The organism is Azospirillum sp. P4_B5, from assembly GCF_056402275.1.
Genome location: NZ_JBFUHT010000005.1, coordinates 81,490 through 104,956, shown reverse-complemented (window position 1 = coordinate 104,956; position 23,467 = coordinate 81,490). Strand labels below are relative to the sequence as shown.

The following is a 23,467-nucleotide window of genomic DNA, read 5'->3' as shown; positions in this document are numbered from 1 at the left end:
ACTATCCATTTGGGAGGATGAGGGCTTTTCCATTATCGGGGTGCCGGGCCGCTTGCTATAGTCGGATGATCCGACGATTTTGGTGAAAACGCCGTTGGGAACGGGTGCAATGCCGCTGCTGGACAGAAGGGGGCGGGTCTCGTTTGCGGTTCCGGTGCTGGTCGCCGCGGGCCTGACGCTGACCTTTGGCGCCTTTTTCCAGATGCGCGCCGCCAACCGGGAGGCGGAGCGCTCGCAGCACGAACGGCAGTTCGCCCAGTTCCATGATGCCCTGACGGAGCGGATCGGCAGCCATGCGCTGCTGCTGCGCACGCTGCGCTCGGCCTTTTCGGACCCCCGCCCGGCCACCCGCGACGGATTCTCGGCGGCGGTCCGGCCGATCATGCCGCTCTATCCCGGCTTGTGGTCGGTCGCGTGGGTAAGCCGGGTGCCCGCGGCGGAGGTTCCCGCGCTGGAGGCGGCGATGCGGGCCGCCGGCCGCCGGGACTTCGCCGTCCGGGACGCGGGCGAGACGGGCGACGGCATCCCCGGCACGGCCCCCCCGGCTTCCCAGGGGGATCTCTTCGTCAACACGCTGATGGAGCCGGAGCGGGGCGGCGCCTTCGGGCAGGGGATCAACATCCTGTCCCTGCCCAACCGGCCGGAGGTGCTGGCGCGGGCCTGCGCGTCGGGCGACCTGACGGCGACGGAGGCGTTGCCGCCGCGTCCGCGGGGGGAGGCCGGGCGCAGCATCGGCCTGTATCTTCCCGTTTACCGCTACCCCGTCGACGAGATGGACGGGGCCGACCGCTGCGCGGAGGTCGCCGGCTACGTTTCCTCGGTCTTCGGCATCGCCCGCCTTCTGGAGGAGGCGGGCAACCGTGTGGACGGCCTGCACGGGGCCGTGTACCTGCTTGACGGGCCGGCGGGCGCCGGCGGGCGCGTCCTGGCGTCCCGCGATCTCGCCATTCCGTCCGCGAACCAGGAGGGCGTTCCCTTCGGCGAGCTTCGCAAGGACGGCGAGGCGGTGCTCGAGCGCGATCTGGTGATCGGCGGGCGGCGCTGGACCCTGGTGCTGGCGATTCCGCCCGAACCGCGGCTGGCGCCGATGGATTATCCGGCCTGGATCGTCGTGGCGATGGGGCTTCTGCTGACCGGCGCGTTGGCCGGCTACACCCGGCGCGAGGCGCAGGCCAAGCGCTTTCTGGTGACCGAGGCCCGCGCCCGCGCCGCCATGGCCCGCGCGCTGCGCGAAAGCGAGGAACGGTTCCGCATGGCGCTGCGCCATTCGCGGGTCGCCGTCTTCAGCCTGGATCGCAACCTTCGCTACATGTGGATGTACAACCCGCAGACCGGACGGGCGGCGGAAACCTTCATCGGCCGGACCAACGCCGACATCCACGCGCCGGACGACGCGGCGCGGCTGGACGCGGTGAAGCGGTCCGTGCTGGACACCGGCACCGGCTCCCGGCAGGAGGTCCGCGTGGGGGCGGCGCCCGGCAAGGAACAGGTGTTCGACCTGATCGTCGAGCCGCTGAGGGATGATGCCGGGGTGGTGTCGGGCGTGATCTGCGCCGCCATCGACATCTCCGACGGGGTGCGCATCCGCGAGGCGCTGGCCGAGGCCCACGCCGAGGCGGAGCGGGCCAACCGGGCCAAGTCGCGCTTCCTCGCCGCGGCCAGCCACGACCTGCGCCAGCCTTTCCAGGCGATGAGCCTGTTCCACCACATCCTGTCCGCCCGCCTGTCGGATGCCAAGCAGCTGGAGGTGGCCGGCAAGCTGGGGGAGGCGATCGCCGCCGGCAACACGCTGCTCAACACGCTGCTCGACACCTCCGCGCTGGAGGCCGGCAACGTCAAGCCGCGCCCCACCGTCTTCCCGTTCCAGGACATCGCCGACCGGCTGAACCGCGAATTCGCGGAGCAGGCGTCCGGCAAGGGCATGGTCCTGCGCATGGTGCCGACCTCCGCCTATGTGCTCAGCGATCCGGTTCTGTTGGAGCGCATGGTGCGCAACCTGCTGGTCAACGCGCTGCGCTACGCCGAAACCGGGACGATCCTGCTGGGCTGCCGGCGCCGCGACGGGCATGCGCTGGTCGAGGTGTGGGACACCGGGCCGGGCATTCCCGCCGACCAGCTCAAGCTGATCTTCGACGATTTCTACCGCTGCGGCACCGACCAGCGGGACAGCGGGCGCGGGCTGGGGCTGGGGCTGTCGATCGTCCGGCGCACCGCGCAGATCCTGGGCCATCAGGTCGACGTGCGGTCCCGTGTGGGCAAGGGCACGGTCTTCTCCATTTCCGTGGTGATGGTCGGCGACCGTCACAACCCGTTGCCCGAAGAGCCCACCACGTCGGTGGCGAGCGCCTGAGCCTCCTGCCATGCGCACGGCGTGTGTGTGCACCGCGGAATCGGCAGGGGTGGGTGGGTCCCATAGTCAATTTTTCACGGAAAGCTCAACGTTCCGCCAATGTTCCGTCAATCCTGCGCTCCAACGCGCAAGGTCTTGCCATGCTGCGCCTGCTCAGTGATACAATGCTGCGCGAGCGGATTGTGTTACCGGAAAGTAAACGGATTCCGTCCTCCAACCGCTTGACATAGGTCATGGGGCGAGACCTTGGGCCGTCGTAAGACCGTGACGGAACGACATTTCCGCCGATCGGCAAAGACGGGCGGCGTGGGGTGCGGCGAGGCGGCGGGATCGGTGGCGACAGAGGGGTGCGACATTGTTGCACCGCAACGGAACCGCGAAATGCGCCACCCTGTCACATCTCTTTCACTGTGCCACGCTATTCAGGGCACCCCGAACCGGCCCTTGGCAGGCGGCTCTTCCAGGGCCGGCCGATCCAGGGGTCCAACAAAAAGGCCGCGGACGACAGGGCGATCCGCAGGCCGGGAGGATTCGGCCCGGGAATCATGCGATTCCGAGCCGCTATCCGATTGAGGAGCTTCTCCAATGGACCGTGTTACCGCGCCCGCCACCCCCGACTTCGGCAAGAACGGCTCAGCCATGATCGAGAACGTCACCTTCGAGGAAATCCAGATCGGCCAGCAGGCGAGCCTGTCGCGGCGTCTGACCATGTCCGACATCGAGCTGTTCGCCACGGTGTCCGGCGACATCAACCCCGCACACCTCGACGAGGAGTATGCGGCGGACAGCCAGTTCCACAAGGTGATCGGCCACGGCATGTGGTCGGGCTCGCTGATCTCCGCCGTCCTCGGCACGCTGCTGCCGGGCCCGGGGACGATCTACATGGGCCAGGACCTGCGCTTCAAGCGCCCGGTGGGCCTGGGCGACGTCATCACCGTGACGGTCACCGCCAAGGAGAAGCACGCCGAGAAGAACATCGTCGTCTTCGATTGCGTCGCCCGCAACCAGGACGGCAAGGAGGTCGTCTCCGGCCTTGCCGAGGTGATCGCGCCGACCCGCAAGGTCCGCCGCGCCGCGCACGAGCTGCCGCAGGTCCAGGTCATCCGCCACGACGGCCATGACGAGCTGCTGGGCAAGACCGAATCGCTGCCCCCGGTGCCGACCGCCGTCGTCCATCCCTGCGACGAAAGCTCGCTGAAGGGCGCGGTCGAGGCCGCCGAGGCCAATCTGATCGACCCCGTGCTGATCGGCCCGGCCTCCAAGATCAGGTCGGTCGCCGAGGCCCATGGGCTGGACATCAGCCGTTACCGCATCGTGGACGTGGCGCATTCCCACGCGTCGGCCGAGACCGGCGTCCGGCTGGCCCGCTCCGGCGAGTGCGAGGCGGTGATGAAGGGCAGCCTGCACACCGACGAACTGATGGCCGAGGTCGTCCGCAAGGAGACCGGCCTGCGCACCGGCCGGCGGCTCAGCCACGTCTTCGTGATGAACGTGCCGACCTACCCGCGCACGCTGCTGATCACCGACGCGGCGATCAACATCTACCCGACGCTGGAAGACAAGGTCGACATCGTCCAGAACGCCATCGACCTCGCCAAGGTCCTGGGCGTCGAGACGCCGCGCGTCGCCATCCTGTCGGCGGTCGAGACGGTGAACCCGAAGATCGCCTCGACGCTGGAGGCCGCAGCGCTCTGCAAGATGGCCGACCGCGGCCAGATCAAGGGCGGCATCCTCGACGGCCCGCTGGCTTTCGACAACGCCATCAGCCTGGAGGCCGCCCGCACCAAGGGCATCGTGTCCGAGGTCGCCGGTCAGGCCGACATCCTGCTCGTTCCGGACCTGGAAGCCGGCAACATGCTGGCCAAGCAGCTCTCCTTCCTGGCGAACTCCGACGCGGCGGGCATCGTTCTGGGCGCCCGCGTGCCGATCATCCTGACCAGCCGCGCCGACAACGTGCGCACCCGTCTGGCGTCCTGCGCCGTGGCCGTTCTGGCCGCCGCCGCCCGTCGCCGCGGCGCCGCCGCCGCGGCCGAGTGAGAGGGGCGCCCGTCATGACCAGCCAGAACGCGGGTGGCGGCAACGCCATCCTGGTCATCAACGCCGGCTCCTCCAGCCTGAAATTCTCGGTCTTCCGGGAAAGCGGGGCGGGGGGGCTGCGGGTCACGATCAACGGCCAGATCTCCGGCATCGGCACCGAGCCGAGGTTCGAGGCCAAGGACGCCGCCAAGCGCCCGCTGGCCGAGCGGGTCTGGGCGGCGGGCGAGCCGTCCGACCGCACCGCCCTGCTGGCCTTCCTGCTGGAGTGGATCGAAGGGCGGCTGGACGGCGCGAAGCTGCTGGCCGCCGGCCACCGCGTCGTGCATGGCGGCACCCGCCACGCCGCTCCGGTGCTGCTGACCCCGGCGGTGATGGAGGAACTTGAGGGCTTCATCCCGCTGGCGCCGCTGCACCAGCCTCACAACCTCGCCGCCATCCGCGCGCTGGCCGAGGCCCATCCGGAACTGCCGCAGGTCGCCTGCTTCGACACCGCGTTCCACCGCGGCCAGCCCTGGCAGTCGCAGATGTTCGCCATCCCGCGGGAGCTGACCGACGAGGGCGTGCGCCGCTACGGCTTCCACGGCCTGTCCTACGAGTACATCGCCCGCCGCCTGCCGGAGCTGGCTCCGGAACTGGCGGACGGCCGCGTGGTCGTCGCCCATCTCGGCAGCGGCGCCAGCATGTGCGCGATCCACGCCGGGCGCAGCGTGGACAGCACCATGGGCTTCACGGCGCTGGACGGGCTGCCCATGGGCACCCGCTGCGGCAACATCGATCCCGGCGTGCTGATCTATCTGATGCGCCAGAAGGGCATGGGCGCCGACGCCATCGAGAAGCTGCTCTACAACAAGTCCGGCCTTCTCGGCGTGTCGGGCCTCTCCAACGACATGCGCGCCCTGCTGGACAGCGCGGACCCGCAAGCCGAGGAGGCGGTGGAGCTGTTCTGCTTCCGCATCGCCAAGGAGACGGGCGCGCTCGCCGCGTCCATGGGCGGCATCGATGCGCTGGTCTTCACCGCCGGCATCGGCGAGCGCTCCGCCCCGGTGCGGGCGCGGGTGGGCGACAAGCTGGCCTGGCTCGGCGTGGTCATCGACCCGGCGGCGAACGAGGCCAACGGCCCGCTGATCTCCGCCCCGACCAGCCGCATCCCCGTCTACGTCATCCCGACCGACGAGGAGCAGATGATCGCCCTGCACAGCCGCAAGGCGCTGGAAACCGCCTGACCGGCGGTCTGTTTGGTGATGCCATCAATGAAGAAGGCCCGCCGTCGTGAGACAGCGGGCCTTCCTTTTGCGGGGGAGAGCGGTCTGCTTCTACAGACCTTTCCAGAGCTTCAGATACTCGATCAACTTCCGCGTGTGAGCCGGTGGCGGCTGGTGGAAGCGGGCGACCAGACCGGCCTGCTCGTCCATCTTGACGACGACGCCCCGGCAGGCGAAATCCGAGCTTTCCTCGCCGAGCCGGAAGAGGATGCGGAAGTCGAACTGCTGCTTGGCGATCAAATCGCCGTCATAGGGGCGGATGCGGAAAGACCCGAGGACGAACTCCTCCGGCACATATTCGTGGCTGTCGATCCGGATGGTCGGGGGATCGGTGGGGCGTTCCTTGGCGGACGCCGTGGAAGCGGCGGTGGATTTGCCTCGTCCGCTCAATTTCGACAACCACGACATGGCGGCCCAGGCCCCTTCCAGACAACATCGTGACAGAACTGCAATTGTCCGGAGTTTCGGACCTATTTCCTTTAATAATGGTTAAGCCTGATCCGCCAGCGGGAAAGGTCTGATTTTTCATGCCAGAACCACCGCCGCCAGCCAATGGTGAGTGGTTTTGTCGCATGTTGCGCCGTCATGGCAACCATGACGTTGCTTTGTGGTGGCTTTGCTCGTTAAGTGATGAGAAAGTGATTACCTTTTCAACACTTGATAAATAGGTCTGTGGACAAACTTCGCCCGTTTCGGCATTTCGCGGATGCAGCATCTTCTTCGCGTCTGCAAATGAACAGCGAAAGGAGGCAGGAACCGACGACGAGGCGCGGCGCGGCGGTCCGACCAACGAAAACAGCCGCCGTGGTCTTCCGAAACATCCGCACTTGGAGGAGGAAAGCCATGATGCATCGCAACATCGGGGATCTTTTGAACCGTCGCCGCGTGGTCAGCCTTCCGGCGGGGGCGTCGGTGCGGGATGCCGCGCGGCAGATGAAGGCCGCCCACGTGGCGTCCGTCGTGGTCACCGCCTCCATCGACGAACAGATCGAAGGCATCTTCACCGAACGCGACCTGACCGACCGCGTGGTGGCCGATGGGCTGGACCCGGATCAAACCCCGCTGTCGGCGGTGATGACCCCGTGCCCGGTCACCGTGGGCCACGACGTCACGGTGGGCGAGGCGTTGCGCCGGATGGCCGACCATGGCCTGCGCCACCTGCCCGTCGTCCGCGACGGCCGCGTCGTCGGCGTCGTGTCCATGCGCGACTTCATGGGCGAGGAGCTGATGCTGATCGAGCACGAGCAGGAGGTGATGGACAGCCTGACCGAAGTCATGATGTGACGGCGTGCGAATCCTCCCACACCCTCCGGGGGGCGCGGGAGGATTCGCGCGGGCCTGTTACCCCAACTTCTTCAGGGCCGTCTCGACCTTGTCGATCTTGGTTTCGGCCTTGGTCAGGGCGGCGTGCGATTCCTTGAGCCCGTCCAGGGACACCTTCGCAGCGGCGAGCAGCGGGCCGAAGTCGGGGTCCTTGTCGGAGACCATGGCCGGGAAGGACTTGCGGGTGCCGGTGATCTCGTTGGCGGCGGCGAGGATCTCCTTCTTCGCCTGGGCGGCCTGCTGGCGCACCTGGGTGATGTAGAAGGTCGCCGTCTTGATCGAAGCCGCCCGCTTGTCGTCCTCCGCCTCGTCGGCGACCATCTGCTCCTGCTGTGCACGGTCGGCCTGCCCGCCGACGTCGCGGGCGACCGTGTCGTAGAAGGAGTCGGCGTCCTGCGCCCGCTTGGCCAGCTTGCGGCAACTCGCCAGATAGGTGGCGCGCAGGTCCAGGGCGCCCTTCAGCGCCTGGGCGGCCTCCTTGACGATGCCGGCGGCCTCGGTGGCGGCCTCCGCGGCCTCATCCTTCATCTGGTCCAGCTTCATGACGATGCCGTCGGCCCGGTCGAAGGCTCCCTGGGCCGGGTCGCGCCCGCCATGCTGCTTGGGGTCGAGCTTCATCTTGGCGACGGCGGCCTTGGCCTGGGAGAACAGCTTGGCGGCCTGGGTGGCGGTCGCGGCGATCTTCTTGGCCTGGGTATCCACCGCCTTGGCGGCGGTCTGGACCGCGGCGGCCTGGGCCTTCGCCTCCTTGGCGTTGCCCGCCCCCTGGGCCTCCAGCACGTTGCGCAGCGCGAGGTCGGCGTCGGCGGCGGCCTGATCGAGCAGCTTGACGTCGGCGTTGGTGGTCTTCAGCAGCCCGTCGATCTGCACAGCGGCCTTGTCGGCGATGGCGCGGGCGGCCTTGCCCTGCTCCTCGGCCTCCTTGGCCTTTTCCGCCTCGGCGTCCTCGCGCATCTCGGCGATGCGCTCGTTGACGGCCACGCCGGCGCGGCGCCCGATGTCGTCCAGCGACTGACCGAGCTTCTTCAGCTCCGCCGCGATGGTCGCGGCGCCCTCGGCCTTGGCCGACTTTTCCAGCGTCGTCTGATAGGCGGTGGCGCTCTTCACATAGTCGAGCAGCGCCTTCTCCAGAGCCTTGGCGTCGCTCTTGCCCAGCGCGCTGTCGAGCGCCTTGGTCACGTCCTCCAGCCCGGACTTGTGGAAGACGCCCATGAACTTGGCGCTCGGCTTCTTCTTGCCGGTGGCGGTTTCAAATGCCGTCTTGGCGGATTTCCAGTCGCTCGCGAATCCCATGGCGTTCCTCCCCGGATTGGACGGCGGAACGATGGAACGGACGGGTTGGACCGACAATCCGGGATGGGTCCATTGCGGATGGGTTCAGGGAACGCTTCACGGGGGTGATTCACAGGGCGCGGGCCGGGGCGTAGACTGGAGCGGCCCGTCCCCGGAAACTCCTGGCGTGAGGAAGGCGATGCTTCTGCCGTCCATCCGCGACTTCACCGCCGAAGCCGCCGACCCCGCCCATTACGCGGCGCTGGACGGCGATTGGTCGCTGGCCGTCGCCGACGTGGTGGCGAGCACCCGTCTGGCCGGGGAGGGGCGGCACCGCGACGTGAATTTCGTCGCCGCCGCGGTGGTCGCCGTCCTGTCGGAGGCGGTGCGGGAGCCGGAGCAGGCCCCCGCCTGCCAGTTCGGCGGCGACGGCGCCATCGCCGCGGTTCCGCCAGGCCGCCGGGCGGCGGCGGAGCAGGCGCTGGCGGCGCTCGCCCATTGGGCCGGGACGGAGATGGACGTGCCTCTGCGGGTCGGCCTCGTGCCCGTGCGGGCGCTTCTCGACGAGGGGCTGGAGGTTCTGGTCGCCCTGCAGGATTTCGGCAACGGCGACGCCTTCGGCCTGTTCCTCGGGCGCGGAGTCACCGCGGCGGACGCCTGGGTGAAGGCCGATCCGCGCTGGCGGCTGGAGCCGCGGCCCGGCCCCTTGACCGGGCTGGAGAGCGTGTCCTGCCGCTGGAACCCGGTGGACAGCGGGCGCGGCGTGATCCTGTGCGTGATCGTCGACCCGTCGCCCGGTGGCGGGCCGGGGCTGGCGGTTCTGGCCCGGGTTCAGGCCGACATCGAGCGGATCGTGCCGACCGCCACGGCGGCGCCGCTCGGCATGGGGGAACGGCTGGCGGTGCGCTGGCCACCCTCCTGGCGGTCGCTGTGGCTGGAGGCGCGGACGCGCCCGCGCGGACGGCGGCTGGCTCGCGTGCTGTCGCTTCTCGGAAAGTCCGCCCTGCTCGCCGCGATGCTGGGGGGCGGCTGGCGGCTGGCCGGCTTCGATCCGGACCGCTACCGCCGCGGCATGGCGGAGCGGTCGGACTTCCGCAAGTCGGCGGGCGGGCCGCGCCTCGTCCTCGACGTGACGGAAGGGGAGGCCGCCGCCATCGAGACCATGCTGGCCAGCCACGCGGCGGCCGGGCGCATCCGCTACGGCACGGCGCGGGCGGCGGCTTCCACGGTGACCTGCCTGGTCGGCGACCTCGCCGCCGACCGGCACGTCCATTTCGTGGATGGGGCGGAACTCGGCTTCTGGCGGGCCTCGGTCATGCTGAAGCGGATGGCGGAACGGGAGCCGTCCGCTCAATAGCTCCCGCGGCTCAGCAGTCGGCGGCGGGATTCCGCCTCGTCCACCGTCACGATCTCGGTGCCGACCGGCCATAGGGCCAGCAGGGCGAGCTTCAGGTGCGCCCAGGCGAAGGGCAGGCCGATGATGGTGATGGCGAGGGTGACCGCGGCCACCAGATGGCCGAGCGCCAGCCACCAGCCGGCCAGCACGAACCACAGGATGTTGCCCAGCGTGCCGAGCAGGCCGGTGCCCATGTCCTCGCGGCCACGGAACTCATCCCGGCGGACGGCGGTTTGTCCAAAGGGCAACAGGGTGTACCAGGCGATCGTGACGGCCGATCGCGCCCACGGAATGCCGACGATGGTGATGACCATCAGAACGGCCGCGAGGAGCCATCCCGCGGCCATCCAGATGCCGCCGGTCACCACCCACAGGATGTTGAGAAGAAGGCTGAGGAAGGGCATCGGGTGTTTCTCCTTTTGCCCGCACATGTGGGGATGGTGGGCGGCTTCGCCCAGAGGAGGGATCGGCGAAAGTGGCGCATCGAAAGATTCAGCCCCTTCCGGCTTCCGGCGGCTTGAATGCCTTCCGGAAAAGCCACAGATCGAACGAGGGACCTTTGAGCAAAAAGCGGTTCCGCAGGGAACCGGGGTCCGCGCCGCACGCCATCCAGGGTATCACCGGATCGGAGGCCGCATGAACGAGGTCCAGAACCACGAAGAGTCCACCGACGCCGCCGTCATGGGCGATGACGCCGAAAGCATGGCGCCGGTGGTCACCGCCATCCTTGGCACCGCCATCGCCGCGGCCCTCAAGCGCGCCGGCACCGCCGACGTCACCCATGGGGTGATCGCGGGATTGCGCCTGTTGCGCTCCGCCGCGGAGTCGGAGGCCGGCTACACCATGGGGGCGGCCATCGACACCGCCATCCGCACGCGCCTGCTGGTGGAGAACCTGTCGGCGCTGCGCACCACCGGGTTCGCCCCGGTCCCGGTGCCGTTGCCCGAGCCGGGCGCGGGGGTGGCCATCGCGTCGGCCATCTTCGTCAGCGCCGCCGAATCCTGCCTGACCGTCAACGCCCACGCCGAGGACAACGGGCCGCTGGAGATGGCCGTCTTCGCCTTCTCCACGCAGTTGATCCAGCAGCTCGGCGGGTCGCCGGACTGGCGGGACCTGATGCGCGAGTTGCACCGTCCGTCCGAGCCGCGCGACGACCGCCCGGTCGAGGCGCTTCCCGACGGCAACACCATCCACTGATGTTCCACATTATTGTGCGGGTTCCGCCAGGAATGGCGGGACTGCACAACAATTGGGGTAAAAACCTGCGATTTTCGTGACTTGCGGCCACCGTTCGCGCCATTTCGGGCCTTTTTATGGTACGGGACAAGGCTGCGAACCCTCCATTAGGCTCCCTGTCAATCGGCGGAGACGATCTCCGCGACGTGTTCGGGAATCGGGGAGCGGAGCCTTGACCATACACAGCAGCGCCGGGCGGCCCGCGGGAGCCGCGTTCGGCCTCGTGCCGTCGTCGCCGGGCGAAGTGCCAACCGCAAGCTGCGGCGCATCGCGGGAGATGGGGCCGGGCTGCATCGTCGCCGGCGATCCCGCCGGGCGGCGAATCATCCTGATCCACGCGACGTCCAGCGACTCCAGGGCCTGGACCCGCCTGTTGCGCGCCGTCCCGGCGGGGCAGGAATGGGTGGCCGTGCCGCGTCCCGATCCGACGCCGATCAACGGCGCCTCCCGGCTGCGCGGCGGCGACCCCGGCGTGCCGGCGGCGGCGTTGCGTCCGCTGCTGGCGCTCCGCCGCTCGCGCAAGCCGCTTCTCGTCGGCAGTAGCGGCGGCGTGCCGGTGGCGCTGCGGGCTGTTCTGGAGTTTCCGGAGTTGGTCGGCGGCCTGCTGCTGATCGACCCGATGGCCGAGGAAGCAACTCGGCCGGGCATGTTCCGCCGCATCGCCGCCCGCATCCTGCCGCCCGTCGTTTGCGACAGCGCGGCGGAGCTTCAGGCCATGGCGCCCGCGCTCGACGCGATCCGCGTGCCGGTCATGCTGGTGCAGGGGAAGGACATGCCGGCCGGCTTTGCGGGCGGGTCCTTTCTGGAGCAGCGTCTGACCGGTTGCCGCAACCTGACCGTGGTGACCGTCCCCGGCCAGCAGGTTTTGCCTGCCAAGCACGAATCGGCCATCCGCGGCGCCCTGGCCGCGTTGGTCGCCTCGGTGGAGCGCGGAGGGGCCTGAGAAGGGCTGCGAAAGGGCGCCCGGTCAGAAACCGTTTGCGGTGATCGCCGCCTGGGTCCGGTTGCGGACGCCGAGCTGGCGCAGGATGGCGGTCACATGGACCTTCACCGTGCCTTCGGTCAGGCCCAACTCATGCGCGATCTGCTTGTTGGACTTGCCGTCGCGCAGGCGGTTCAGCACGTCGCGCTGGCGCGGGGTCAGCTGGTCGCCCGCACCGTCGGCCAAGGACCCCATCGGATCGGACTCCCCGGCGCCGTTGCCGGCGTGCGGCGTGCTGTCGGTCATGCGGTCGCCGCGGATCGCCTGTTCCGGCAGATAGACGCCCCCGGCGAGCACGAGCTGGAGGGCGCCCATCAGCACCTTGGCGCTGCTCGACTTCGGGATGAAGCCGGCGGCGCCGTTCTCCAGCGCGGCCAGCAGGTCCGACCGCTTTTCCGATCCCGACACGACGACCAGAAGCGCCTTGGGAAGCCGCTGGTGGATGTCGCCGAGCAGGGAAAAACCGTTCCATCCCGGCATGCCGAGATCCAGCAGGACGAGGTCGAAGGCGATGGCGCCGTCGCACAGGCGGCGGACGTCGTCGAACGTCCCCGCCTCGTGAAACACCATGCTGTCGTCGGATTGGGCGAGCAGACGCCGCAGCCCGTCCCGGAACAGCAGGTGATCGTCGGCAAGCAGAACGTTCAGGGTCGGCTTTTCCGCGCTGGCTTCCATGATGCTCATCGTGTCGGGGCTGCGATCCAAACAAATTCGGAACGTATTGCTGAAATAGCCATCATCATTTCGAGGCAGAAGAGGGCCTTTGGTTCTATGGCGCACCACTTACGGCATGCCGCCGCACCCAAAACGGGTGCTCCGGATGCGACAACGCCGGCCGCGGGATGGCGCGGCCGGCGTTGTCGGTGCCGGGAAAGCAGAACCGCAAGGATGCGTCAGACCACGCTGGCGTTGACCCCGGCGGCTTCCGCCGGCTGATCGCCGATGCCGTTGTTCAGCGCCCAGATCGCCGCCTGGGTGCGGTTGGAGGCGTTGATCTTGCGCAGCAGGCTCTTCAGATGGACCTTCACCGTGGCCTCCGTGATGTGGAGGTGGTTGGCGATCATCTTGTTGGAGTTGCCGTTCAGCAGGCAGCGCAGGATCTGGATCTCACGCTGGGACAGGCCCTTGCGGCGGGCCGGGACCTCGGTCGCCAGTTCTTCGCTGCGGCCGTTGATCAGCAGTTCGGCCAGATGGGTGGGGAACACCTTCTCGCCCATCATCACCAGCTTCAGCGACTGCATCAGCGCTTCGCAGGCGATGTCCTTCATCAGGTAGCCATGGGCGCCGGCGCCGAGCGCGCCCGACAGACGGCGGGTGCAAAGGTCGGTGGTCAGGATGACGACGCGGATGCCGGGATGGCCGTCGCGCAGGGCGCGAAGCTGGTCGGCCTCGTCCTCGCCGCCGTTGACGAGATCGATGAGGACCAGGTCGGGCTGGGTGCCCGCCGCCTCGACCGCCGGAACACCCTCACGCAGGGTGCCCGCCTCGCCCATCACCTTGAAGGGCGTGTTCTCGAACAGACGCTTCATGCCTTCGCGGAAGAGCTTGTTCGCGTCGATCAGGAAAACGTTCACGGGGTCCATTGTTCCTACCCGCCCTCTGTTTGTTTCAATTCGGTCGTTCGTCTGGCGCCTCCGTGGACATCCGGTCCGGTGGGAGGGCCGCTCTCCGCGGCTGTCCGTTTGGTTCCGGGGTGCCACGATCTGATTGGACCTTACCCCGGATTTGCGGAACAGAAAATTTCCCCAAAGGAAAAACTATGTCTCGCAATGGGCATATGCCCTAAGCCGAAATAAGACAAACCGTCCAACGAACCATTCACGAATGTCCCACGCGGAATAATCATTCGGTTCAGAATTCGGCTCACCCTGTGATTTGTCTGTGACTGCGGGTGATTCTTGGGCTCCTATGGCCGATGTGACTTCGGGCTATTGAGATAAGACCAGCGCTATGGGGTGAGGCATAGCGCTGGTCACGCGTATTTCGGCCCATGGGCCTAGTCCCATGCCGATTGGCGGAGCGTCCCGGCCGTTCCGTCGAGGGAAGGGGTTCGATGGGCCGGGGGGCGTGCTATATACGGTGTCCTCTTTCGACGAAGGGCGTCTCCCGACCGCGGGGGAGCCCGCCCAGGAACTCCGGTGCCGCATGTCCGATCCCTACGCCTACGACGATCCGCTGGGCCATGATCCCCTCAGCCACGCGGGCGCTTCGGCCCCCGCGCCGGCGCAGCGTTTCGCCTATCTGGACGGGCTGAACCCCGTGCAGCGCGAGGCGGTCGAGGCTCTGGACGGCCCGGTTCTGGTGCTGGCCGGCGCCGGCACGGGCAAGACGCGCGTGCTGACCACCCGGCTGGCCCATCTGCTGATGACGCGCCGCGCCGCCGCCTTCCAGATCCTGGCGGTGACCTTCACCAACAAGGCCGCCCGCGAGATGCGGGAGCGCGTCGCCCATCTGATGGGGATCGAACCGGAGGGCTGGTGGCTGGGCACCTTCCACGCCCTGGCCGCGCGCATCCTGCGCCGCCATGCGGAGCTGGTGGGGCTGAAGTCCAACTTCACCATCCTCGACACCGACGACCAGATCCGCCTGATCAAGCAGCTTCTGGAAGCGGCGAACGTCGATTCCAAGAAGTGGCCGGCGCGGCAGGTGCTGGGCGTGATCGAGCGCTGGAAGGACCGCGGCCTGACCCCGGACCGGCTGAACGAGGGCGACGGCGGCGACGTGGCCGGCGGGCGCGTGGTGGCGCTCTACCGCGCCTACCAGGAGCGGCTGCGCACGCTGAACGCCTGCGACTTCGGCGACCTTCTGCTGCACAACATCACGCTGTTCCAGAAGCACCCCGACGTGCTGGCCGAATACCACCGCAAGTTCAAGTACATCCTGGTCGACGAGTATCAGGACACCAACGTCGCCCAGTATTTGTGGCTGCGCATCCTCTCGCAGGCCCACAAGAACATCTGCTGCGTCGGCGACGAGGACCAGTCGATCTACGCCTGGCGCGGTGCGGAGATCGGCAACATCCTGCGCTTCGAGGCCGACTTCCCCGGTGCCAAGGTGGTCAAGCTGGAGCAGAACTACCGCTCCACCGGGCACATCCTGTCCGCCGCCTCCGGCCTGATCGCCAACAACAAGGGGCGGCTCGGCAAGACGCTGTGGACCCAGGCGGACGGCGGCGAGCCGGTGCGCGTGCGCGGCGTCTGGGACGGCGAGGAGGAGGCCCGCTGGGTCGGCGACGAGATCGAGGCGCTGCAGCGCCAGGGCTTCTCGCTCGCCCAGATCGCCGTCCTGGTCCGCGCCGGCTTCCAGACCCGCGAGTTCGAGGAGCGCTTCATCACGCTGGGCCTGCCCTACCGGGTGATTGGCGGCCCGCGCTTCTACGAGCGTCAGGAGATCCGCGACGCGCTGGCCTATCTGCGCGTCGTCAACTCGCCCGACGACGATCTGGCCTTCGAGCGCATCGTCAACGTGCCCAAGCGCGGCGTCGGCCCGGCGGCCCTGCAATGCCTCTATCAGGCGGCGCGCTCGCGCGGGATGCCGCTGACCGAGGCCGGCTGGGCGCTGACCGAGACGGACGAGCTGAAGCCCAAGGTGCGCGGCGTGATGCGCAACCTGCTTCAGGACTTCTTCCGCTGGCGCACCCTGTCGGCGACCATGCCGCACACCGAACTGGCCCGCATGGTGCTGGACGAGTCCGGCTACACCCGCATGTGGCAGGAGGACAAGACGCCCGAGGCGCCGGGCCGGCTGGAGAACCTCAAGGAACTCGTCACCGCCATGGCGGAGTTCGAGAACCTGTCGGGCTTCCTGGAGCATGTCGCCCTGGTCATGGAGAACGCCGAGGCCGCCGGCGTCGATCAGGTCACGGTGATGACCCTGCACGGCGCCAAGGGGCTGGAGTTCGACATGGTCTTCCTGCCCGGCTGGGAGGAGGGCGTGTTCCCCAACCAGCGCGCGCTGGACGAGACCGGCATCGCCGGGTTGGAGGAGGAGCGCCGCCTCGCCTATGTCGGGCTGACCCGGGCGCGCAAGCGGGCCTACATCAGCCACGCGGCCAACCGGCGGCTCTACGGCAATTGGGTCAGCGCCATCCCCTCCCGCTTCGTCGAGGAGATCCCCGGCGGCGACGTCGAGGCGGAGGCGGCGAGCGGTCTCTATCCCGGCGGCGGCTTCGGCGGGGGCGGGAGCTTCCGCGATTCGTCGAGCTACGCCGCCTTCCGCGCCGGCCAGCAGGCGGCGGGCCGCCAGCAGCCCCCGTCGCCGCGCACCATCACGCTGGACAGCGGTTCCTATCAGGTCGCCCCGCGCGCGCGCGCGAACGCGCCCTTCCCGAAGGGGGCGCGGGTGTTCCACCAGAAGTTCGGCTACGGCACCGTCACCTCGGTTGACCAGGACAAGCTGGAGATCGACTTCGACCAGGCCGGCAGCAAGAAGGTGATGGACAGCTTCGTGGTGCCGGCGGAGAAGGCGGGCTGACGAAATCAGGGGGCGGGTTGGTGAGGGCAGGGTGACCGATTGCCGCAGCGCTCCGCCGCGGTGACGATCGTCACAGGTCCGGCGGCGGCGTTCGGCTACTGGTGGGGTTCAGACAGCGCGCCCACAACCACGGAACCCGCCCAGTGTTCGGCAAGAGCAGCACCGCGTTCGAGGTCCAGATCCGCCGCGAGGGCCGCTGGACGATCGAGGGGACCTACGACGACGAGCGCCGGGCCCTGGCCTCCGCCCGCAGTTGGTTGGCGGTCAGCGGGGTGGAGGAGGTCAAGACCCTCAAGTTCCGTTCGCTGGCCGGGCTGTCGCTGGAGACGGTGATCTTCCAGAAGGCCGTTCCGGTGGTGACGGACAAGCCCATGACGCTGGGCGGCACGGCGGAGGGGGCGCCCTACTGCACGGCCCCCGGCGATCTCTACGGGTTCGAGTCGCGGGTGGTCACCGGGCGGCTGCTGCGCCCCTTCCTCGACAAATTCCGCATCACCCCGACCGAGCTTCTCCATTCCTGGACCTACCTGCGCAAACTGGACGAGCAGGGCCTGCTGCTGGGCGCGGCGCTCCAGGCGGTGGCCCGCCACCATGCGGACCGCCACGGCGTCGCGGTGCCGGCGCGGGCGCGCGAGCTGCGGGCCTTTGCCGACGTCGTGATGACCCGCGCCCGCGATTTCCAGGCGGAGCGCAAGGCGCTGCCGGCCTTCGACCCCGCCGACCTGTCCCGCTCCAGCCGGGTCCTTGCCTCGGCGGTGGGGGAGGAGGGGCACGATTTCGCCTTCCTCAGCCAGCTCACCGTTCATCTGGCCGACCGCAATTCGCTGGCCGGCAAGCTGGAGATGCTGCTCGACCTGATCGGGCCGGAGGTCGAGCCGCGGCACCTCGCCCTGCTCGACGGGGTGATGGCCGACGCGCTGGGCTCCGCCGAGCTGGTGAAGGAGCTTCTGGGCGCGCAGCCGAACCTCGCCCTGGGGCTGTGCGCTCTGGCCGACCTGATCCTGGGCCGCGACCCGCAGCCGAAGAGCGAGCCGGTCAGCCCCCTGCTCGCCCATGTCGGGGCGCTGATCGTCCAGGGGCGCGCGCCCTGCTGCCGCGCTGTCCTGCTGGAGCGCATCCAGCACTCGCTGAACGGCACCCAGCCGCTCGACCGCCGCGACCCGAAGAAGGAGGCGCTGCTGGCCGACCACCTCGCCACCCATCTGCGCGATCCGCAGGGGCGCCTGCTCGGCGGCGCCGAGGTCGAGAAGGCGCTGGCCCGCCGCCTGATCCGCCACCGTCAGGCGATCCTGCGCGAGCAGGGGATGCATGACATCGCGGACCGGCTGTCGGGACGGTAACTCCGCCGGCTTCGCCTCACGACGCCGGCGGCGACCCCGGCGGCGACCCCGGCGGCGACCAGGGCAGTTCGGTCAGCGACTTGTCCCGCCGCAGCGCTTCGTAGATCTCCACGCCCTTTCCGCGGTCCGTCTCGCACATCATCATCAGCACGTCGGAGTCGGCGCTGGCCGACGTGCAGACCTTCGAATCCCGGCTGCAGGTCGGCCGCGGGTGCGGCGCCAGCCAATATCCGGGTTGAGCCTTCCGCGCCGCCTCCAAAAAGGCTGTCGTCAGCTTGGCGCTTTCCGCCTCGCTGCCGTCGTTTCGCACCGTGAACAGTGGCGAGTGCACGCTGCTCGAGAACAGGCCCGAACCGGTCATTTGGGCCACGCAGAAGCGCTCGCGCACCGGCGCGGCAGGCAGGACCGGCGCATCGGCGTACACAGCACCCGGCGGCAGGGCCGGGGTGGTGCTGGTGATCGGGCCGACGATCAGCTCGCGCGGCTCGCGGGCGCGCCACAGCTTGACCAGCACGCTCTGCCCGCTGGGCACCGCGCCCAGGACGCGGCGCATCTGCACGGCATCGTCCACCGCCACGCCGTGCACCTCCAGGATCACGTCGCCCGCCCGGATGCCCGACAGCTCGGCCGCCTTGCCCGGTGCCAGCGCCGTCACCACCAGACCGCGCGGCGATTCCAGCCCCAAGGCCTGCACCAGATGGGGGGTCAGGGGCTCCACGGCCGTCCCCATCGCCCCCTGCGGTTCGCGCGCCGCCGCTGGTGCCGGGGCGGAACCGGCCGTGCCGGGCCCGGCGGTGACCGCCGCCGAAGCGGAGCCCGCATTCGCCACCGCCGCGGTGCCCTCCGCCGGGCAGCGCTGCTCCGCCATGAGCTGCCGCACCGCGGTGATGTGGATCATCTGCGCTTGGCGTTCGCTGCCGCTCAGAGTGGGCAGCGGGTCGTTGTAAGCTTTCAGCAGCGCCGCCAGCGTCGGGCAATCCGTCCCTCGGTAGGCGGCGGCGACATCGGCCGTCATCGACGCTTCCGACGGCCCGCTCACCGAGCCTGCCGCTCCGATCGCCAGCCCGACCGGATCGAGCGCGCAGCCCGACACCATCACCGCCCCGGAAATCGCCAGCAGCGCGGTCATCCACGCCCTGGCCGCTTTGCAAACACGCTGCATCAAGCCCGTCTCCCCCTGCACCCGCAAAACAGCCTCCTGCGGACCTCGGGTCCGCTTGTCCCCGGGCGCAGTGTGCCCGCTCAAAAGTGGTAAGAAAAGCGGCGGCAAGCCTGTGCCGTGCTTTCGTCGGCCAAAACGTCGCACCCTGCGGTCGATCCAGCGCGACGGACCCGTTTCCGGATGCGGCAGCCCTGTGCGGCGATGGAGCCGTGCGTCCGGCCGCAGGAAATCTTTGTGTCGCCGCGTCTCTGTGGTTAAGTCTCCCACCAGACAATGACCACCCCATCATCGGCGACCTTCCCCATGTCCTCCTCCAAGCTCTGGCGCATCGCGCTCGTCATTCCCGAAGCCCACGCCCCCGCGTTCGCCGAGGCGATTGGCGACCACGCCGACGCGGTGTCCACCTTCGAGCTGGAGGAACACGGCGATTGGCTGGTCGAGGCGACGGTCTACGGGCAGCCGGACGAGCCGCGGCTGAACGCCCGCGTCGCCGTGCTGGCCGAGGCCGTGGGCATCCCCGAGCCGAAGCTGATCGTCGAGGAGTTGCCCCTCATCGACTGGGTGTCGCACAGCTATCAGGGTTTTCCGCCGATCCAGGCCGGGCGCTTCTTCGTCCACGGCTCCCACCATGAGGGGCTTGTCCCGGCGGGCAGCATCCCGCTGCTGGTCGACGCCGCCACCGCCTTCGGCACCGGCGAGCATGGCTCGACCAAGGGCTGCCTGATGGCGCTGGACCGGCTGGCCCGGCGGATGAGCCTGCCGCGCGCCGGGCGTGGCGGGGCGCTCGACATGGGTTGCGGCTCGGGCATCCTGGCGCTGGCCGTGACCAAGCGCTGGCGGGTCCCCGTCACCGCCGTGGACATCGACCCGGAGGCGGTGCGCGTCACCCGCGTCAACGCCGCCCTCAACGGGGTGAAGGCCCGCATCCGCTCGCAGGGCGGCGACGGCTACCACACCGCCATCGTGGGCAGGCACAAGCCCTACCGCCTGATCACCGCCAACATCCTGGCCCGCCCGCTGGCCCGCATGGCGCCGCAGCTGAAGCGGCATCTGCAGCGCGGCGGCGTGGCCGTGCTGGCCGGCCTGCTGAACCGGCAGGAACGCCACGTCATCCAGGCGCACCGCACGCAGGGCCTGCATCTGGTTGCGCGCATCCCGGTCGGCGAATGGACCACCCTTGTGGTGAAGCGCCCGAAGCGGAAAGCCGTAAAGGGCTGACACCCCTGGATTTCGGTCCTCCCGCCGCCAATGTCTTGCGGACATATGGACGATCTGCGGAGGACCGATGCTGAACCGGATCAGGGCGCTGTTCCAGGAGAACGACCCCGGCGACGACCGCCACAGGCTGGAGGCCGCCGCCGCCGCCCTTCTGGTCGAGGCCGCACGCACCGACAACACCATTTCCCCGGCGGAGCGCGAGCGCATCCTCGACGTCACGCGCCGCCACTTCCATCTGAGCGAGGAAGAGGCGCAGGACCTGCTGTCCGCCGCCGTGTTCGACACGGAGGGCGCCTCGCCCTACTACCGCTACGTCACGGTGATCAACGACCATTGCCCGCCGGACAAGCGGCTGTGGATCATCGAGATGCTGTGGGAGGTCGCCTACGCCGACGGCGAGCTGAACGACCTGGAGGCGAATCTGCTGCGCCGCATCGGCGGCCTGCTGCACGTTCCCGACGTCGACCGCGGCCTTGCACGCAAGCGCGTCCTGGAGCGGCTGGGCCTGCCCGACGATTCGGGGCTGTAGAGCCGTCCGGGGGCTTTCGCGCGGCTATGCCCTTTCCCGCGCTTGCGCGGTGGGGCGTCCCTGCCTAGCCTGTCGCGGTCGGCTTCACCGGATGAGGATCAGCCCCCGTGTCCAGCGCTTACCGCGGCGACGAAACCCTGGCGCAGCTCCTGGCCCGAGCGGGCCTGCCCCAAACCCCCGCGGACATCCGCGGCCTCGTCGCCGGGGTGCTTGCCGCGCCGGAGGGGGAGGACCCCGACGGCTGGATGGTTCTGGTCGGGGCAAGCCTTCCCGAGGATCTCGCCGGGCAGCTCCGCGCCCTGAAGGCCGAACTTGCCGACAGCTGTCTCGCCGCTGGCCGCGCCGCCGGGGCGCCGGATTACGCCGCCCGCATCGCCGCCCTGCGCGGCGTCCTGGCGCGCGCCGACCTCGACGGCTTCATCGTGCCGCGCGGCGACGAGCATCAGGGCGAGTATGTGCCGCCGCGCGCCCAGCGCCTCGCCTGGCTGACCGGCTTCACCGGGTCGGCGGGCCACGCCATCGTGGGGCGGCAGCGCGCCGCCCTCTTCGTGGACGGGCGCTACACCCTGCAGGTCCAGGCGGAGGTGTCGGGCGACCTCTACGAATACCGGCATCTGGTCGACGATCCGCTGACCGAATGGGCGGGGGAGGCGCTGCCGCGCGGCGGACGGCTCGGCTACGATCCGTGGCTGCACACCGCCGGCTGGGTGGAGCGCACCCGCCAGCAGCTGGAGCGCATCGGCCTGTCGCTGGTGCCCTGCCCGGACAACCCGGTGGACCGCGTGTGGACGGACCAGCCGCCGCCTCCGCTGGCTCCGGTGGTCGCCCAGGACATCGCCTTCGCCGGGGACAGCGCCGCCGACAAGCGCGCCCGCATCGCCGGCGACCTGACGCGCAACGGAATCGGCGCCGTGGTGCTGACCCAGCCCGACTCCATCGCGTGGCTGCTCAACCTGCGCGGCGCGGACGTGCCCTGCACGCCGCTGCCGCTGTCCTTCGCGATCCTGAAGGACGACGGGCAGGTGGACCTGTTCATCGACCGCCGCAAGTTGGCGCCGGGCGTGGAATCCCACCTTGGCAATCAGGTCGCCGTGCGCGCGCCCGACGAGTTGGGCGCCGCGCTCGACGGGCTGGGGCGCGAGGGGCGCAAGGTGATGGCCGACCCGGCCGGCACATCGGCCTGGATCTTCGACCGGCTGCACATGGCCGGCGCCAAGCTGGAGCGCGACCCCGACCCCTGCGCCCTGCCCAAGGCCTGCAAGAACGAGGCGGAGCTGGCCGGCACCCGCGCCGCCCACGCCCGCGACGGCGCGGCGCTCGTCCGCTTCCTGCACTGGCTGTCGCAGGAGGCGCCGTCGGGCACCGTGACGGAGATCGCGGCGGCGGAGCGGCTGCTGGCCTTCCGCCGCGCCAACGACCGCTTCCGCGGCCTCAGCTTCGACACGATCTCCGGGGCCGGGCCGAACGGCGCCATCGTCCATTACCGGGTGTCGGAGGCGACCGACCGCCGGCTGGAGCCGGGCAGCCTGTTCCTGCTGGACAGCGGCGCCCAGTATCAGGACGGCACCACCGACGTGACGCGCACCATCGCCATCGGCGCGCCGACCCCGGAAATGCGCGAGCGCTTCACCCTGGTCCTCAAGGGCCACATCGCCGTCAGCACGGCGCGCTTCCCGCGCGGCACCACGGGGTCGCAGCTCGACACGCTGGCCCGTCTGCCCCTGTGGTCGCTGGGGCTGGACTACGACCACGGCACCGGCCACGGGGTGGGCAGCTACCTGTCGGTGCATGAGGGGCCGCAGCGGATCTCCAAGGTGCCGAACAGCGTGGCGCTGCAGCCCGGCATGATCCTGTCCAACGAGCCCGGCTACTACAAGACCGGCGCCTATGGCATCCGCATCGAGAACCTGATCGTCGTCCAGCCGCTCGACCTGCCCATGGCGGAGCGGCCCATGCTGGGGTTCGAGGTGCTGACCCTGGCCCCGATCGACCGCAATCTGGTCGAGCCGGCGCTGCTGACCCAGGCGGAGATCGCCTGGTTGAACGCCTACCACACCCAGGTGCGCGAGGCGCTGGAGCCGCGGATCGCGGGTGAGGAGGGCGGTGCCGTGACGCAGTGGTTGAGGCAGGCGACCTCCCCGATCATCGATTGAGGGCGATGGCCCGGGGTGGACCATTGCCGGTGGGTGGGGCGTATGGAGCGAGAATCAGCCCGTGCGTTCGCCTGTGAAATCTGGCAAGGTCCCCACCCGGCGCAGGGGCATGCCTGTTCGGGCCGCCGCCGGACGCTCGCCCGTGCCCTCAAACGATGCCTCATCGCGTCGGGGCGCGGCGGAAATTCGGCGGTCTTGGTAACCCGATATTTACGGGCGTGCGTCACTGTCGCCGTGAGGGATGACTTTTCGGCAGACTTAAGGCATCACAGTCGGACCAGACCGACCTCGGCGCACGCCATGCCGCGCCGGGCGGGCTGAACGCCGGGCCGGGGCCTAGCAACGGAAGAATGCGGAGACGCGTAGATGAAGATCCTTGTCGTCGATGACTACGCCACCATGCGGCGCATCGTGCGGAACCTCCTGACCCAGATCGGCTACACGGACATCGACGAGGCCGGCGACGGCGTCTCGGCCCTGCAGAAGCTGCGCGAGAGCAAGTTTGGCCTCATCATTTCCGACTGGAACATGGAGCCGATGACCGGTCTGCAGCTCCTCAAGGAGATCCGCGCCGACGCCAAGCTCGCCTCGACCCCGTTCATCATGGTCACCGCCGAAAGCAAGACCGAGAACGTGATCGCCGCCAAGCAGGCCGGTGTGAACAACTACATCGTCAAGCCTTTCAACGCCGACACCCTGAAGCAGAAGATTCAGGCCGTCATCGGCGGGTAAGG

The 23,467-nt window shown here is 69.3% G+C and carries 19 protein-coding genes; 13 read left to right on the top strand and 6 right to left on the bottom strand.

From position 1 onward, the window contains the following. Positions 1-109: 109 nt before the first annotated feature. The 3 genes from AC1DVI_RS05360 (at position 110) to AC1DVI_RS05350 (ending at position 5,610) form a co-directional block, all read left to right on the top strand. Positions 110-2,350: a sensor histidine kinase gene (locus AC1DVI_RS05360; protein WP_476957048.1), complete on the top strand. Its 2,241-nt coding sequence runs from the start codon at positions 110-112 to the stop codon at positions 2,348-2,350. A 585-nt stretch (positions 2,351-2,935) separates the two neighbouring features. Beyond that, positions 2,936-4,387 (top strand): bifunctional enoyl-CoA hydratase/phosphate acetyltransferase, encoded by a 1,452-nt coding sequence (locus AC1DVI_RS05355; RefSeq protein WP_476957047.1) that lies wholly within the window; start codon positions 2,936-2,938, stop codon positions 4,385-4,387. 14 nt (positions 4,388-4,401) lie between these two features. Next, the gene (locus AC1DVI_RS05350; protein ID WP_476957046.1) at positions 4,402-5,610 is read left to right on the top strand and encodes an acetate/propionate family kinase; all 1,209 of its coding nucleotides are present in this window, start codon (positions 4,402-4,404) and stop codon (positions 5,608-5,610) included. 90 nt (positions 5,611-5,700) lie between these two features. Here AC1DVI_RS05350 and AC1DVI_RS05345 read toward each other — a convergent pair whose 3' ends face one another. Next, the gene (locus tag AC1DVI_RS05345) at positions 5,701-6,039 is read right to left on the bottom strand and encodes a hypothetical protein (RefSeq protein ID WP_476957045.1); all 339 of its coding nucleotides are present in this window, start codon (positions 6,037-6,039) and stop codon (positions 5,701-5,703) included. 453 nt (positions 6,040-6,492) lie between these two features. On the opposite strand from AC1DVI_RS05345, the gene AC1DVI_RS05340 reads away from it, so the two are divergent. Beyond that, the gene (locus tag AC1DVI_RS05340; protein ID WP_476957044.1) at positions 6,493-6,933 is read left to right on the top strand and encodes a CBS domain-containing protein; all 441 of its coding nucleotides are present in this window, start codon (positions 6,493-6,495) and stop codon (positions 6,931-6,933) included. Positions 6,934-6,990: 57 nt separating this feature from the next. Here AC1DVI_RS05340 and AC1DVI_RS05335 read toward each other — a convergent pair whose 3' ends face one another. Continuing rightward, on the bottom strand, positions 6,991-8,265 hold the full coding sequence (locus AC1DVI_RS05335) for a hypothetical protein (protein ID WP_476957043.1): 1,275 nt from the start codon (positions 8,263-8,265) through the stop codon (positions 6,991-6,993). 178 nt (positions 8,266-8,443) lie between these two features. Between AC1DVI_RS05335 and AC1DVI_RS05330 the strand changes: the two genes are divergently transcribed. Continuing rightward, a complete protein-coding gene (locus tag AC1DVI_RS05330) occupies positions 8,444-9,601 on the top strand; it encodes a DUF3095 family protein (RefSeq protein WP_476957042.1) in 1,158 nt (385 codons plus the stop codon). On the opposite strand, the gene AC1DVI_RS05325 is transcribed toward AC1DVI_RS05330, so the two are convergent. Beyond that, a complete protein-coding gene (locus tag AC1DVI_RS05325; protein WP_476957041.1) occupies positions 9,595-10,044 on the bottom strand; it encodes a YccF domain-containing protein in 450 nt (149 codons plus the stop codon). The two genes, AC1DVI_RS05330 and AC1DVI_RS05325, sit on opposite strands and share 7 nt — an antisense overlap. A gap of 232 nt (positions 10,045-10,276) precedes the next feature. On the opposite strand from AC1DVI_RS05325, the gene AC1DVI_RS05320 reads away from it, so the two are divergent. Continuing rightward, complete coding sequence (locus AC1DVI_RS05320; RefSeq protein WP_476957040.1) at positions 10,277-10,837, top strand: hypothetical protein; 561 nt, start codon at positions 10,277-10,279, stop codon at positions 10,835-10,837. A gap of 211 nt (positions 10,838-11,048) precedes the next feature. Beyond that, a complete protein-coding gene (locus AC1DVI_RS05315; protein WP_476957039.1) occupies positions 11,049-11,819 on the top strand; it encodes an alpha/beta fold hydrolase in 771 nt (256 codons plus the stop codon). 24 nt (positions 11,820-11,843) lie between these two features. Here AC1DVI_RS05315 and AC1DVI_RS05310 read toward each other — a convergent pair whose 3' ends face one another. Together AC1DVI_RS05310 and AC1DVI_RS05305 are read right to left on the bottom strand one after the other, a co-directional pair. Further along, positions 11,844-12,533 (bottom strand): LuxR C-terminal-related transcriptional regulator, encoded by a 690-nt coding sequence (locus AC1DVI_RS05310; protein ID WP_476957038.1) that lies wholly within the window; start codon positions 12,531-12,533, stop codon positions 11,844-11,846. Between the two features lie 218 nt (positions 12,534-12,751). After that, complete coding sequence (locus tag AC1DVI_RS05305; RefSeq protein WP_149163040.1) at positions 12,752-13,441, bottom strand: LuxR C-terminal-related transcriptional regulator; 690 nt, start codon at positions 13,439-13,441, stop codon at positions 12,752-12,754. A 562-nt stretch (positions 13,442-14,003) separates the two neighbouring features. Here AC1DVI_RS05305 and AC1DVI_RS05300 point away from each other — a divergent pair. Next, the gene (locus AC1DVI_RS05300; protein ID WP_476957037.1) at positions 14,004-16,331 is read left to right on the top strand and encodes an ATP-dependent helicase; all 2,328 of its coding nucleotides are present in this window, start codon (positions 14,004-14,006) and stop codon (positions 16,329-16,331) included. A gap of 143 nt (positions 16,332-16,474) precedes the next feature. Next, a complete protein-coding gene (locus tag AC1DVI_RS05295; protein ID WP_476957036.1) occupies positions 16,475-17,671 on the top strand; it encodes a hypothetical protein in 1,197 nt (398 codons plus the stop codon). Between the two features lie 16 nt (positions 17,672-17,687). Here AC1DVI_RS05295 and AC1DVI_RS05290 read toward each other — a convergent pair whose 3' ends face one another. Further along, a complete protein-coding gene (locus AC1DVI_RS05290) occupies positions 17,688-18,833 on the bottom strand; it encodes a PDZ domain-containing protein (RefSeq protein WP_476957035.1) in 1,146 nt (381 codons plus the stop codon). 303 nt (positions 18,834-19,136) lie between these two features. Between AC1DVI_RS05290 and AC1DVI_RS05285 the strand changes: the two genes are divergently transcribed. The 4 genes from AC1DVI_RS05285 (at position 19,137) to AC1DVI_RS05270 (ending at position 23,465) form a co-directional block, all read left to right on the top strand. After that, entirely contained in the window at positions 19,137-20,051 is a 915-nt protein-coding gene (locus tag AC1DVI_RS05285; RefSeq protein WP_476957034.1) for a 50S ribosomal protein L11 methyltransferase, read from the top strand. A 67-nt stretch (positions 20,052-20,118) separates the two neighbouring features. Next, complete coding sequence (locus tag AC1DVI_RS05280; RefSeq protein WP_149648405.1) at positions 20,119-20,580, top strand: tellurite resistance TerB family protein; 462 nt, start codon at positions 20,119-20,121, stop codon at positions 20,578-20,580. Between the two features lie 107 nt (positions 20,581-20,687). Next, on the top strand, positions 20,688-22,733 hold the full coding sequence (locus AC1DVI_RS05275; protein ID WP_476957033.1) for a M24 family metallopeptidase: 2,046 nt from the start codon (positions 20,688-20,690) through the stop codon (positions 22,731-22,733). Between the two features lie 366 nt (positions 22,734-23,099). Beyond that, positions 23,100-23,465: a chemotaxis response regulator CheY gene (locus tag AC1DVI_RS05270; RefSeq protein WP_014241240.1), complete on the top strand. Its 366-nt coding sequence runs from the start codon at positions 23,100-23,102 to the stop codon at positions 23,463-23,465. Positions 23,466-23,467 lie beyond the last annotated feature (2 nt).

Bases quoted from the DNA above. Each gene is read 5' to 3' on its own strand.
- AC1DVI_RS05300 (WP_476957037.1), top strand. From the start codon at position 14,004: ATGTCCGATCCCTACGCCTACGACGATCCGCTGGGCCATGATCCCCTC.
- AC1DVI_RS05350 (WP_476957046.1), top strand. From the start codon at position 4,402: ATGACCAGCCAGAACGCGGGTGGCGGCAACGCCATCCTGGTCATCAAC.
- AC1DVI_RS05360 (WP_476957048.1), top strand. From the start codon at position 110: ATGCCGCTGCTGGACAGAAGGGGGCGGGTCTCGTTTGCGGTTCCGGTG.
- AC1DVI_RS05305 (WP_149163040.1), bottom strand. From the start codon at position 13,441: ATGGACCCCGTGAACGTTTTCCTGATCGACGCGAACAAGCTCTTCCGC.
- AC1DVI_RS05330 (WP_476957042.1), top strand. From the start codon at position 8,444: ATGCTTCTGCCGTCCATCCGCGACTTCACCGCCGAAGCCGCCGACCCC.
- AC1DVI_RS05340 (WP_476957044.1), top strand. From the start codon at position 6,493: ATGATGCATCGCAACATCGGGGATCTTTTGAACCGTCGCCGCGTGGTC.
- AC1DVI_RS05290 (WP_476957035.1), bottom strand. From the start codon at position 18,833: ATGCAGCGTGTTTGCAAAGCGGCCAGGGCGTGGATGACCGCGCTGCTG.
- AC1DVI_RS05310 (WP_476957038.1), bottom strand. From the start codon at position 12,533: ATGGAAGCCAGCGCGGAAAAGCCGACCCTGAACGTTCTGCTTGCCGAC.
- AC1DVI_RS05270 (WP_014241240.1), top strand. From the start codon at position 23,100: ATGAAGATCCTTGTCGTCGATGACTACGCCACCATGCGGCGCATCGTG.
- AC1DVI_RS05325 (WP_476957041.1), bottom strand. From the start codon at position 10,044: ATGCCCTTCCTCAGCCTTCTTCTCAACATCCTGTGGGTGGTGACCGGC.
- AC1DVI_RS05320 (WP_476957040.1), top strand. From the start codon at position 10,277: ATGAACGAGGTCCAGAACCACGAAGAGTCCACCGACGCCGCCGTCATG.
- AC1DVI_RS05355 (WP_476957047.1), top strand. From the start codon at position 2,936: ATGGACCGTGTTACCGCGCCCGCCACCCCCGACTTCGGCAAGAACGGC.
- AC1DVI_RS05280 (WP_149648405.1), top strand. From the start codon at position 20,119: ATGCTGAACCGGATCAGGGCGCTGTTCCAGGAGAACGACCCCGGCGAC.
- AC1DVI_RS05285 (WP_476957034.1), top strand. From the start codon at position 19,137: ATGTCCTCCTCCAAGCTCTGGCGCATCGCGCTCGTCATTCCCGAAGCC.
- AC1DVI_RS05335 (WP_476957043.1), bottom strand. From the start codon at position 8,265: ATGGGATTCGCGAGCGACTGGAAATCCGCCAAGACGGCATTTGAAACC.